Annotated in this window: 9 protein-coding genes; 4 read left to right on the forward strand and 5 right to left on the reverse strand. The window is 50.2% G+C overall.

What is annotated here, in order from left to right; genetic code table 11:
• Window positions 1-56: 56 nt before the first annotated feature.
• The 3 genes from J1C60_RS09265 (at window position 57) to J1C60_RS09275 (ending at window position 4,741) form a co-directional block, all read left to right on the forward strand.
• Complete coding sequence (locus J1C60_RS09265; RefSeq protein ID WP_128174443.1) at window positions 57-1,568, forward strand: anion permease; 1,512 nt, start codon at window positions 57-59, stop codon at window positions 1,566-1,568.
• 299 nt (window positions 1,569-1,867) lie between these two features.
• A complete protein-coding gene (locus J1C60_RS09270) occupies window positions 1,868-3,106 on the forward strand; it encodes an MFS transporter (RefSeq protein WP_128174442.1) in 1,239 nt (412 codons plus the stop codon).
• A 219-nt stretch (window positions 3,107-3,325) separates the two neighbouring features.
• Complete coding sequence (locus J1C60_RS09275; RefSeq protein WP_128174440.1) at window positions 3,326-4,741, forward strand: aldehyde dehydrogenase family protein; 1,416 nt, start codon at window positions 3,326-3,328, stop codon at window positions 4,739-4,741.
• Between the two features lie 207 nt (window positions 4,742-4,948).
• Here the strand turns inward: J1C60_RS09275 and J1C60_RS09280 are convergent, their stop codons facing one another.
• Window positions 4,949-5,737 (reverse strand): MBL fold metallo-hydrolase, encoded by a 789-nt coding sequence (locus tag J1C60_RS09280; protein WP_128175039.1) that lies wholly within the window; start codon window positions 5,735-5,737, stop codon window positions 4,949-4,951.
• Between the two features lie 154 nt (window positions 5,738-5,891).
• On the opposite strand from J1C60_RS09280, the gene J1C60_RS09285 reads away from it, so the two are divergent.
• Window positions 5,892-6,311, forward strand: coding sequence for a hypothetical protein (locus tag J1C60_RS09285; protein ID WP_128174438.1), 420 nt, complete (start codon window positions 5,892-5,894; stop codon window positions 6,309-6,311).
• Window positions 6,312-6,396: 85 nt separating this feature from the next.
• Here J1C60_RS09285 and J1C60_RS09290 read toward each other — a convergent pair whose 3' ends face one another.
• The 4 genes from J1C60_RS09290 to J1C60_RS09305 all read right to left on the reverse strand — a co-directional run bounded on the left by J1C60_RS09290 (window position 6,397) and on the right by J1C60_RS09305 (window position 12,040).
• Window positions 6,397-7,866 carry a pyridoxal phosphate-dependent decarboxylase family protein gene (locus tag J1C60_RS09290; protein WP_128174436.1) on the reverse strand — a complete coding sequence of 490 codons (1,470 nt, stop codon included), beginning with the start codon at window positions 7,864-7,866 and terminating at the stop codon, window positions 6,397-6,399.
• A gap of 13 nt (window positions 7,867-7,879) precedes the next feature.
• Window positions 7,880-9,262: a diaminobutyrate--2-oxoglutarate transaminase gene (locus J1C60_RS09295; protein ID WP_128175037.1), complete on the reverse strand. Its 1,383-nt coding sequence runs from the start codon at window positions 9,260-9,262 to the stop codon at window positions 7,880-7,882.
• 554 nt (window positions 9,263-9,816) lie between these two features.
• Window positions 9,817-11,148: a glycoside hydrolase family 10-like protein gene (locus tag J1C60_RS09300; RefSeq protein WP_128174434.1), complete on the reverse strand. Its 1,332-nt coding sequence runs from the start codon at window positions 11,146-11,148 to the stop codon at window positions 9,817-9,819.
• Between the two features lie 163 nt (window positions 11,149-11,311).
• On the reverse strand, window positions 11,312-12,040 hold the full coding sequence (locus tag J1C60_RS09305; RefSeq protein WP_128174432.1) for an alpha/beta fold hydrolase: 729 nt from the start codon (window positions 12,038-12,040) through the stop codon (window positions 11,312-11,314).
• Window positions 12,041-12,438 lie beyond the last annotated feature (398 nt).

Raw genomic sequence — 12,438 nt, forward strand, 5'->3', positions numbered from 1 at the left:
AGGGCAGGGCATGCCAACGACGAAAAAAATTCTCAATAACTTGCAGATAAAATACTATGAAACCAGTTTCCGCCACGAGTGAACCCGGAAAAAGCGCCACCGCTTCTTCAGGGAAAAAGAAACACCTTATAATGCTGTTCCTACCCGTTTTAGTCGCCGTACTTTTATTATTGGTGCCGGTCCCTGCAGGATTAGAACCTTACGCCTGGCATTTCTTTGCTATTTTCGTCGGCGTGATTATTGGTTTGATTTTTGAGCCATTGCCGGGTGCAGTAATTGGCCTGACGGGGGTGGTGGTGATTGCTCTGTTTAGCCCGTGGGTGTTGTTCAGTCCGACTGAATTGGCTGCCCCGGGGTTCAAGCTGGCGAACGAATCATTTAAATGGGCGGTTAGCGGTTTTGGTAACTCGACCGTCTGGCTTATTTTTGGCGCGTTTATGTTTGCAGCCGGTTACGATAAAACTCAGTTCGGTCGGCGATTGGCGCTAATTCTGGTGAAATATCTTGGTCGCCGCAGCCTGACATTAGGCTACGCCATTACTTTTGCTGACCTGCTGCTGGCACCTTTCACGCCATCAAACACCGCGCGCAGCGGGGGCACCATCTATCCGATTATTGCAAACCTGCCGCCGCTTTATGGTTCAAAACCTAACGACCCCAGTGCCCGTAAGATCGGGTCCTATTTAATGTGGGTAGCAATTACAGCCGCCTGTATTACCAGTTCGATGTTTTTATCGGCATTGGCACCTAACCTGCTGGCACTGGCGCTGGTTAAAAGCGTCATTGGTTTTGATATCTCCTGGGGAATGTGGTTTATCGCGTTCCTGCCACTTGGCATTTTACTGATAATGGTTATGCCGCTACTGGCGTATTGGTTCTACCCGCCAGAAGTGAAAATTAACGATGAAGTGCCGCGTTGGGCCAGCAGCGAGCTGGAAAAATTAGGCAAATTGTCCCGTAACGAAATGCTGTTGCTGTTTTTTGTCTGCTGTGCGCTGTTTATGTGGATTTTTGCCACCGCGTGGATTGAACCTGCGATGGCCGCACTTCTGGTCATTGTGCTGATGCTGTGGACCGGCGTTCTCAACTGGAACGACATCACCAGCAATAAAGCTGCCTGGAATACCTTTGCCTGGTTCGCGACCCTGGTGGCGCTGGCGGATGGTTTGGCGCGCGTTGGTTTTATCGCCTGGCTCGGTAAAGAGGGTGCAATGTTATTGCAGGGTTACGACCCTCAGATATCCGCGGTCGTGTTGCTGATAGCCTTTTTCTTACTGCACTACCTGTTCGCCAGCACCACGGCACATACTACCGCGCTGCTACCCGCGATGCTGACTATTGCCGCTTCGATTCCGGGTATTAATATGCCGGTTTTCTGCCTGATGATGTGTACTTCACTGGGCGTGATGGGAATTATTACGCCGTATGGCACGGGGCCAAGCCCGATTTACTACGGTAGCGGCTATCTGCCCACTAAAGATTACTGGCGTCTGGGAACCATCTTCGGAGCCATCTTCCTCGGTGCGATGATGCTGATTGCTTACCCATGGATGGTGATGATGTTCTGACAGGGGGTTGCACCCGCCTAATGCTCGGTGCTCATGCGGATAATATTCCGCATGAGCACCCCATATCCTGACGGTCTTACCGATAAAACCCCTCTCACCGCCTATTCCAACTTTTTGAAAAATGAAAGAAGTGGTTCCCCACAGATGTACGCTTTGTCGTTGCCTCGCCTGAAAAAATCCCGCACCCTGTAATCGATAACATATTAATAATGGCCACTGGCCATAAATAATCGATCGGTTAATCGTCGACGCAGCCAGCAACGCTGTCGCCCGAAAAGGGGCGAAGAGGGGGATGGAAAATGAAATTTATTGAGACAGCAACGGAGAGTTCGTTGCTGCGACATCCTGCGTTTGCTGCGTTCTGGCTGGGTCGGACCTGTTCGTCGTTCGGTTTTCAGATGTTTTCCGTCGCGGTGAGCTGGCAAATTTATGCCCTGACCAACAGCGCCATGGCGCTCGGCATGATTGGTCTGATGCAGTTCCTGCCTTCGGTCCTGCTGGCTCTTCCGGCCGGACATTTAGCCGATCGGTACGATCGTCGGCGCATCGCGTTGGTTGGGCAGATTCTGGAGTGGGGAGCGTTACTTGGTCTGATTCTGCTAACGGTATACCAATGGTCGGATAAAAATGCGTTATGGGGGCTGGTCTTTATCATTGCCGTCGCCAAAGCAATAGAAGGACCCGCGATGCAATCGATGCTGCCCTCGCTGATCCCGCCGGGTATGCTGGCACGCGCCACGGCGGCTAACGCCGTCGGCGGTCAGGCGGCGGTGATTATTGGGCCGACACTTGGCGGGTTTCTATACGTTGCCGGTCCTGATGTTGTGTATGGCGTAGCCGCCGCGTTTTATCTGTTGTCGATTATCCTGGTCAGCCGGATACGCTATGTCAGGCCCCCACAGCCGCGCTTACCGGCAACGGTGAAAACACTCTTTGCCGGTATCAGTTTTATTCGTGCGCGTAAGGAGTTACTGGGTGTCATTTCCCTGGACCTGTTTGCAGTGTTGCTCGGCGGCGCTACCGCGCTGCTGCCAATTTTTGCTAAAGATGTTTTGCATACGGGCCCATGGGGACTTGGTCTGTTACGCGGTGCGCCGTCGATCGGCGCATTGCTTGTCGGTATCTGGCTAAGCCGTAACAAGTTGGAGAGGCATGTCGGCATGATTATGTTCATCTCTGTCGCGGGATTTGGTGCGGCCACGCTGGTTTTTGCGCTCTCCAACCAGCTCTGGCTTTCCCTGTTGGCACTTATCGGGCTTGGCGGCTTTGATATGATCAGTATGGTGATTCGAGGTGCCTTAGTTCAATTAGATACGCCGGATGAGATGCGCGGACGGGTTAACGCGGTAAACAGTATTTTTGTGAATACATCTAACCAACTCGGTGAATTTGAATCAGGTTTACTGGCGGCGTTTATGGGTGCGGTACCCGCAGCCATACTCGGTGGGGTAGGGACGCTGCTGGTGGTCGGCCTATGGATGGTACTCTTTCCTGACCTGCGAAAACGACAGCGTCTTGAAAGTGAAATAGAGAAATAGAGAAATAGAGAAATGCTACCCCGCATCGTCGCAACAGGGGGATCGATAAAGAGGAGCGAACACTGTTGATGAGGGCCCCTTGGCACGCAACAGAATGCGACTCATGTTGCTGAAATAAAAGGTTTTTATTTGTTACAAACGGCAACGGCTTCCGAACGAACGCCTGTCATAATCTCTTCATAAACTGGACGATAGATTCCCACAATAGGTAGTCCTTCAATGCAACGCATCGACAAAATTTATATTAACGGTGAATTCGTCACACCCCATGGCGAAGAGTGGTATGACCTTTACAATCCGGCAACAGAGCAGGTTATTGGCCAGGTTCGTCTGGCCGATATTGAAGATACGCATCGTGCGATTGCCGCAGCTAAAGCGGCCCTTCCGGCAATGTCCCGTACGACAAAAGAAGAGCGAATTGAGATGCTCAGCCGCATGCAGCAGGCTATGCAAAACTGCGAAGCGGAATTACGGGATGCGCGGATCGAAGAATTTGGTGCGCCATTGACACTTGCTCAGGAAGGTGCCGCCGTTCCTGCGATCATCATCGGTCTGGCGATTGCCGAGCTGCAGAACTATGCTTTTGAGCAACAGGTAGGAAGCGCTCGAGTACAGATGAAACCGCATGGCGTCGCCGGGTTGATCACGCCCTGGAACCATAACGCAGTTTTTATCTGTAATAAGCTTGCGAACGCCCTGGCTGCAGGTTGCACCGCAGTGATTAAACCCAGTGAAATGAGTGCAATACAAACGCAGATTGTCACAAAAGCGCTACATGAGGCCGGCTTACCGCCTGGCGTATTCAATATCGTCACCGGACGCGGTGACGTAGTAGGAAATGAGATAAGTAGCCATCCTGATATTGCAAAAATCTCTTTCACTGGTTCAACCGCAACCGGTAAGGCTATTTTGCTCAACGCCGCAGACACGTTTAAGCGTGTGACTCTGGAAATGGGCGGCAAATCTCCGGTGATTATTCTGGATGATGCTCGCGTAGAAGATGCTATTCCTCTGGCAATAACCACCGGTTTCCTGAATAACGCCCAAGCCTGTATTGCAGGTACCCGTATTTTAGTACCAGAGTCACGCAAAGCTGAGTTTGAGTCTGCGTTGCAGCAAGCCGTAGAAAACGTTGTTTGTGGCGATCCGCGTCAGCCGCAAACGCAGGTTGGTCCAATGGTCAGTCAGAAACAATGGGACCGCATACAAGGTTATATTCGCATCGGTATCGACGAAGGAGCACGTCTGCTCGTGGGTGGAGAAGGCCGTCCCGAGTCGTTATCCCAGGGCTGGTACGTTAAACCGACTCTTTTTACCGATGTGAACAACAGCATGACCATCGCCCGTGATGAAATTTTTGGCCCCGTGCTTTCTATTATTAGCTACCGCGATGAAGCCGAAGCCATTGCGATTGCCAACGATACAAAGTATGGCCTCAATGCGCTGGTGCTGGGCAGTGACGCGGAGCGCGCCACTCGGGTGGCGGAGCAGATCGAATCAGGCCGCGTCTTAATCAATAGTTTAAATCAGGATCCAAGGGCGCCTTTCGGTGGTGTAAAACACTCAGGAATGGGCCGTGAACTTGGGAAATGGGGCATTGAGTCTTTTATGGAACCCAAAGCAATATTGTCGTAATCACTTCACTGCTACAGCGACACACCGGTCGCTGTAGCAGGCAAAGTCAATGCGCTGCGAATGTTCCAGCCCCTATGCAGAAAAGTCCTTGAGTTGAAGAGAAGGGCAGGATTGCCTCAATATTGTCGATAAAACCCGTCGCGATACAGGTCAGAGCAGACTGCGGATACGCGGACTTAAAATGACAGACGGATCCTTTCTGCAGCCTCATCTCAGACAAGCAATATATTTTTTCCCTGATGCCTGGACGATTTCTCGGGCACGCTGCTTAATATCCTGACCTTCAAACGCACCATACAGACGCTCGAACGGTAGCTGCCCGGTAATTGAGGTCATGTGGGCGACGGTCGCTGCGGGAAGCGGCAACATATTAGGATAGCTCCACATAAACGAGACCGCATCAGCACCGGGCGTCACCTGCAAAATATCACCGGTCAGCAATACCCCATTATCATGATCCCAGTGCAGTACAGTGCCACCGGCAAAATGACCACCGAGGCGGATAATTTGCACATGACGGGTCAGTTGATGAGTTTCTCCCTGCCACAGCTTGAGCAACGGACTCTCACGCATAATCCATTCGCTATCATCAGCATGTAACCAGACAGGAGCGTTAAAGTACTCCCCCCAATCCTGCATGGTGCTGTAATAGTGGGGGTGTGAGATCGCAATTGCACTAAGCCCACCCAATGCATCAATGAGAGTTTTCGTTGCGTCATCAAGATTCGCGATGCAGTCCCAAAGAATATTGCCTTCTGACGTGCGCAGCAGAAAGGCGCGTTGTCCGATAGCAAATGCCGGCACGGTTTGCAGGCTGAGCACGTTTTTCTCCAGCACTTTCCACTTATTCTGATGTGCCGCAAGTGCCGCGAACGGGAGCCATTGTTGCCCTGAAGGTGGTACATATTGTCGCTCGTCTTCACAGATTTTACAGCGTTCGGATGGGGCGACGTTCCTGGCATAGGACGTGCCGCAGGTTTTACATAATGTAATCATCATCATCCTCTTGTCTTGGAATGGCGGTTACAGCCGTTGTTGAAAGCGAACGGGAGATTTCTCCGAGATTATAGCCCGGTGCATTCATCTCAAGATCGATATCCGTTATATTGACGAGCAAGATCACAAAGCAAAAAGTGGAAGAAACAGTACGATGATGAATCGTTTTACCCTGGCTGCCGTCGTGGCAGCAATGGCGCTGACGGGATGCGCAAAAAAATCAACCGATAAGCCCGTGGCCGATTTTACCCGTGGAGAAACGCTGGTCACCGTCACGCATGTTCCGGCCCGGACTTCTGATGGCACCCGGTTATTTATTACCGTCGATGGTACGGATGCCGGTGCGTTGGCGACTGGCGAAAGCATGGCACTGCATGTCCCCGCGGGCTCCCATCAAATCGGAGGCTATGCGCGTTCGTTGATCGGTCGCGTTACCATTGCGCCAGTAAAGGTCACGACCTCGCCCGATAGCGAAAAGCGCGTAGCGTATACGATGACGAAAAATAGACCGGTCTTTACTGAAGAGAGCAACAATCCCGCCACGCAGCAGGCTGCTATAACGCCTGAAGGATAGTTTTTTACAGGGAAACGGCCAACAAAAAGCCGATAACAGTTAAGAGTTATCGGCTTTGATTGATAGCAGAAGTAGAGAGATGGCGTTACGCGGTCAGCAGCTGCTGTGCCGTGCTTTCGACCAGCGCCAACAGGATTTTAATATCTTCAAGGTTTACTGTTGGGTTTAATAACGTCATTTTCAGGCAGGTCACACCGGCGAATTCCGTTACACCAACGTTCGCGCGTCCGGATTCCAGTAACGCATCGCCAATCCGCTGATTAAGCAACGCGACGGTTGTATCACCTTCCACAACGCCGTCCGGACGGAAACGGAACAAAACGCTGGCTAGCTGAGGCTGCATCACCAATTCCAGTAGCGGCTGCTCGTCGATATAGCGCGCCACTTCCTGGGAGAGGGTCACGCCATGATCGATGATTTCAGCGTACTGTTTTTGCCCTAACGCTTCCAGGCCCATCCACAGTTTTAAGGCATCAAAACGACGCGTCGTCTGCAAAGATTTAGAAACCAGATTGGGTACACCCTGCGCTTCGTCAAATTCGGAGTTCAGGTAAGCAGCCTGATAACGCATTAACTCGTAGTGACGCGCCTCTTTCAGCAAGAAGGCACCGCAACTGATCGTCTGGAAGAATTGTTTGTGAAAATCCAGCGTAATGGAATCCACTAATTCGATACCATCCAGATAGTTACGATACTTTTCAGACAGCAGCAGCGCGCCGCCCCAGGCAGCATCAACGTGTAACCAAACCTGGTTTTGTGCCGCCAGCTCGGCAATTGCGCGCAGCGGATCGATAGCACCAGCATCGGTGGTACCGGCTGTTGCAACAATCGCCATAACCTGTTCACCAGCCGACTTAGCCTGCGCCAACTTTTCGGCTAAATCATTCACATCCATACGCGCGAAGCGGTCAGTTTTTACCAGCCTGACCGATTGATAACCGAGCCCCAGTAATGCCATGTTCTTCTGCACAGAGAAATGCGCATTCTCAGAACATAACACCTTAATTTTACGAAGGTCACCAACCAATCCATCTTGCTGAATCGAGTGTCCCTGCCGTGCGAAAAACGCATCACGCGCCAGCATCAAGCCCATCAAATTGCTCTGAGTGCCGCCACTGGTGAATACGCCTGCATCACCGGACTGATAGCCCACTTGGGTACGCAGCCATTCGATCAGCTTGATCTCAATGATGGTCGCCGAGGGACTTTGATCCCAGGAGTCCATACTTTGATTGGTCGCATTAATCAGCACTTCGGCTGCCTGGCTTACCACCAGGCTTGGACAATGTAAGTGTGCAACGCACTGCGGGTGATGTACCGACAGGCTATCTTTTAAAAAATACTCAACTGCACGTTCAATTGCAGCCTGGTTTCCCAGGCCATGAGGATTAAAATCCAGCGTAATACGCTCACGCAGTTCAGCGATACTTTTTCCCTGATACATCTCAGGTTGTTGGAGCCACTTGACCACTGCTTCGCTGCTTTGCGCGATCGCCTGCTGATAGGCTTCGGTACTCTGTACCGAAGCCGCCAGAATAGGGTTTAACCTGGACATCAATTCACTCCACTCAAACAGATTTGACGCCAGCGGCTAGCAGGGCGTGTTCAAATTTATCCAGGAAAACGTTCAATTCATCATTGGTGATCAATAACGAAGGCAACAGGCGCAGAACACAACCGTGTCGACCACCACGCTCCAGAATCAGCCCGGCTTCAAAGCATTTTTTCTGCAGCAGCGCAGAGAGTTCACCATCGGCAGGGTAGCAACCCATGTGATCCTGTGCGCCTTGAGGATTAACGATCTCAATACCGATCATTAATCCCAGTCCGCGAACGTTGCCAATGACCGGATAACGTTTCTGTAGCGCGGCCAGTTTTTCTTTTAGCCATTCACCCTGAGCGGCGACTTTTTCCGCAACATGATTCTCTTTGAGATATGTCAGGGTTGTCAGACCGGTTGCCATTGCCAACTGGTTACCACGGAAGGTTCCGGTATGGTGACCCGGTTCCCAGGCATCAAACTGTTTTTTAATACCCAACACGGCCAATGGTAAACCACCACCGACAGCTTTCGACATCACGATAATATCGGGCTCAATACCTGCATGTTCAAAGGCAAACAGTTTACCCGTACGCGCAAAACCGGCCTGAACTTCGTCGATAATCAGCAGAATGCCATGTTCCCGGGTAACTTTACGAATGCGCTGTAGCCACTCAGCGGGGGCAGGGTTAACACCGCCTTCGCCCTGTACAGCCTCCAGAATAACGGCCGCAGGTTTGCGCACGCCACTTTCAACGTCGTTAATCAGGTTTTCAAAATAGTAAGTTAATGCCTTAACGCCGGCCTCACCGCCAATGCCCAACGGGCAGCGATATTGGTGCGGATAAGGCATAAACTGGACTTCCGGCATCATGCCGTTGATGGCTTCTTTGGGTGACAGATTGCCCGTGACCGCCAGAGCGCCATGCGTCATCCCGTGATAGCCGCCGGAGAAGCTGATAACGCCCGTCCGTCCGGTATGCTTTTTGGCCAACTTCAGTGCCGCTTCAACCGCATCGGCGCCAGAGGGGCCACAGAACTGAAGGCAGTACTCTTTTCCCTGTCCCGGCAACAAAGAGAGCAGATATTCGGAGAACCGATCTTTTAACGGCGTCGTCAGATCGAGAGTATGTAACGGCAAGCCGCTAGTAATGACATTTTGGATGCTTTGCAGTACGTCAGGATGGTTATGTCCAAGCGCCAGCGTTCCCGCACCGGCCAGACAATCAAGATATTGATTATTTTCAACATCAGTAATCCAGACACCCTGAGCTTTCGCAATTGCTAACGGCAATTTGCGCGGATAACTCCTGACATTTGATTCAAATTCAGCTTGTCTTGCTAAATAGGTTTCATTGTTTCCATTTAATGATTCTGCACCTAAAGTATCAATACGGACTTTATCCGTCATCATATCTCTCCTACAACCGAGGTATCAGTACCGCAGTTGAATAAATGAATTAAAAAAAACGTTATCAGTCATAGACCTCAAATAGCTTGCGCCTGCCGGGTGAGGGCAGCGCCTTAAACCGTGTTTGAGGTGCCTCGAATATAAAACGCGGCCAATATATGGCTTTTTAGTCCACTGCTCAATAATTTATTTTGTATATATTTGTTTATTGTTTTCCTTATTTTAATCAACGGATTGATCGTCTTTTGGCCGATTATGCTGTTACGCTAGCCGTCCATGGGGGATTAGGTAGTCTGTTTTGCTTAAAAATTTGGCTTTGCAGCGCGATGTCTCATTTTTGCAGATGATTATTTCTATAATTCGTGCCTTGCTCGCACGTTATACAGCAAAACACCGTTCGATAACCAACCCAACGGCGAATATAACCACTTTATTTAAAAGGGTATTGTGGCGGTACGTCTGTGCCCGGCTTCCAGTCCCTGGCGCGTAGTTAACAATAGATACGCCATGGCGTTTAAAATAACATCCCGGGCCAATCGTATAATGTGATGGTGTTAGCGTCCCCAGCGACTTTTAAGATAGTGAACAGCATCCTGGGTTTGTGGCTGGTTTAGGTAGTTCTCTCTGAACAAGATAGTACCGCTAATTTGTGGCACGGATTCATTTAACTCCACCTGCTTTTTCAGTTCCGGTACGCCGCCGTCAATTGTCCAGTCTGGTTCTTTTTTCGAAGATTCGCCGATTTTGTACAGTGCAACACCAATGTACAGGCGCGTACCTGTGGGTTGGACTACATTTGCCCACCATTTTGCCAGTACATCATAACGGGCCTCTTTACGGGAGAAAGGCCAGTACAGTTGCGGAGCGATATAATCCAGTAATCCCAGCTGTACCCAACGACGCGTATCGGCATACGCTTCATCATAAGCGGCGGCTCCGCGCGTATCGGAGCCCGCCGGATCGAATGAAAGATTGCGCCAGACGCCAGCAGGGCTAACCCCAAATTCAACATCAGGCTTTAGCTGTTTGATGGTGCGCGAAACCTGTTCGATCAGTTGCTGAGTATTATGACGCCGCCAGTCAGCCTTCGAGCCAAAGCCCGCACCGTACTTTTTGAAGGTCAGATTATCATTAAGGAGGGAATCGCGGGATTCAGTATAGAAATAATCATCAAACTGCACGCCATCAATGGGATAACGCGTAACAACTTCCGCCACGATACTGGTTATCCAGTCCCGCACCTCGGGAATGCCGGGATCGAGTACAAAGCGGTTGCCTGCCGTGCGAATCCATTCGCGGTGCAGTACAAATACACTAGCAGGGTGCAACGACAGCGTACGATTCAATTCTGCAACCGTGGAGGGCTTGGTGTTAACGGAAACGCGATACGGATTTAGCCATGCATGGACTTTCATACCGCGCTTATGTGCTTCATCCAGCATAAATTGCAACGGATCGTACCCCGGGTCCTCACCAATGACGCCAGTGAGCATATCGGACCATGGCAAAATTTTTGAAGACCACAGCGCGGTCCCATCGGGTTTCACCTGAAAGAATACGGTGTTAATCCCGAGATCTTTCAGCTTGTCGAGCTTAGCGATCAGTGCTTGCTGCTGCTGGCTGATACGAATATCAGCACGGCCGCTATTGACTGAGGAAACGGGAGGCCAATCGAGACGGGAAACGGTTGCGAGCCAGACTCCGCGTACCGGCCCATGGCGTTGCCCGGTTTGGGCGGGATGGGGCGCTTCAACGGATGGAAGCGGGGTAACCAGCGATCTTGGTGGTTCGGCAGTACAGCTGACAAGTAACAACGTCGAAACCACAAGCGCGGATAACGTTTTGACTCTCAGTATGGGGGGGATACGACGAGGACGGCTTATCATAAACTCCTGTTCTTTCGGGTGGTTACTCGAAAAGAACTATTCTCGTATGATTAAAATTAAAGTCAATGGATTAGACGTTAAGCCGTGCTTATTAGATATAGTCGTTGCGTCCATACCGGCAGATAATGCGCGCTATTGCCTGCCGGCGAAGTCACGCTTTCACTCAATATTTATCAAGTAAAATGTCGAGTGTTTTTTCTGGTTCGCTGAGCATTGGGAAATGATTACAGTTCAATTCAATTCCACGTATGCGGGGATCGTGACGAACGCGCTCCCATGTTTTTTCATAGGTATCAGCAACCTCGTCTCCTGCTTTACCGTAGCCGCTGCAATATACATATGTGATCGGTACGTCCGGCAGATTAACGTCTGGCAGCGGCTCAATTAACGATTTAATGGGATGAGGGGTGACGTGGGCATTCACAAATGCCAGATCATCAGGGTCGGTCAGACCAAAACTGCTCATGGGCGCCGGAGAAATTTGATTGCTTATCTGCAATTGCGTATGAATAAATTGACGTATCGGGAGTGGAAGGTAGTCCGATAGCGATTTGCCGGGTTCTGGTAGTGCCGCATCTAAGTAGTAAAGCGCTTTAATTTTATCTGGAATACGCGAGGCAACGCCAGTGACCACCATTCCACCATAGCTCCATCCCACCAAAACGACGTCATCCAGTTCTTCCATCTGAATATGAGCCAGCACATCTTCAATATGAGTACTAAGATTGGTGTTATTAGTAATATTATGCTGCTTCTCACCGATTCCCGTGAGTGTTAATGTCGTGACATTATGGTTCTGCTCTCTGAGTTTATTTGCAATATTCTTCCATACCCATCCTCCGTGCCAGGCTCCAGCAATGAAAATGTAATTTTTTTTTAATGAAACTGACATGTAAGTTTCCCTGTTTTGGATAAAAGCGGCTGGATATTTATTAACTGAAAAAAAAGACGAAATCAATCGACGGTGAGTGGCGGACGCTCTAAATAATATGGCAAGCAATTTCTTGCTGTTTATTCATGACCTTCGCTCATTGCATTATTGTGCAAGGCTCATTAATTACATATTGCTTTAACGATATCCGCTTGCTAGGCTCCTGTTAGCATCCGGACAGAGGTCGTTTGCTTTTAAGATATTTCCCAAAGTATTCCTGCCTGCGCTGGGCTTATATGTTTCTCAGCTTTTTCCCCCTGAGGTATTAGAGCCAGAGCATATCGACTGCTTTTATGGAAGCAGCCTTTTGCTGCAGGGAATATTTTCACCCGCATTAAGTACAACATTTTTAAGACCTC

The organism is [Pantoea] beijingensis (assembly GCF_022647505.1).
GTDB lineage: Bacteria > Pseudomonadota > Gammaproteobacteria > Enterobacterales > Enterobacteriaceae > Erwinia > Erwinia beijingensis.

What these genes read in the sequence shown, in the direction of transcription:
- J1C60_RS09270 (WP_128174442.1), top strand. Translation starts at nt 1,868, where the DNA reads ATGAAATTTATTGAGACAGCAACGGAGAGTTCGTTGCTGCGACATCCT.
- J1C60_RS09280 (WP_128175039.1), bottom strand. Translation starts at nt 5,737, where the DNA reads ATGATTACATTATGTAAAACCTGCGGCACGTCCTATGCCAGGAACGTC.
- J1C60_RS09265 (WP_128174443.1), top strand. Translation starts at nt 57, where the DNA reads ATGAAACCAGTTTCCGCCACGAGTGAACCCGGAAAAAGCGCCACCGCT.
- J1C60_RS09275 (WP_128174440.1), top strand. Translation starts at nt 3,326, where the DNA reads ATGCAACGCATCGACAAAATTTATATTAACGGTGAATTCGTCACACCC.
- J1C60_RS09290 (WP_128174436.1), bottom strand. Translation starts at nt 7,866, where the DNA reads ATGTCCAGGTTAAACCCTATTCTGGCGGCTTCGGTACAGAGTACCGAA.
- J1C60_RS09305 (WP_128174432.1), bottom strand. Translation starts at nt 12,040, where the DNA reads ATGTCAGTTTCATTAAAAAAAAATTACATTTTCATTGCTGGAGCCTGG.
- J1C60_RS09295 (WP_128175037.1), bottom strand. Translation starts at nt 9,262, where the DNA reads ATGACGGATAAAGTCCGTATTGATACTTTAGGTGCAGAATCATTAAAT.
- J1C60_RS09285 (WP_128174438.1), top strand. Translation starts at nt 5,892, where the DNA reads ATGATGAATCGTTTTACCCTGGCTGCCGTCGTGGCAGCAATGGCGCTG.
- J1C60_RS09300 (WP_128174434.1), bottom strand. Translation starts at nt 11,148, where the DNA reads ATGATAAGCCGTCCTCGTCGTATCCCCCCCATACTGAGAGTCAAAACG.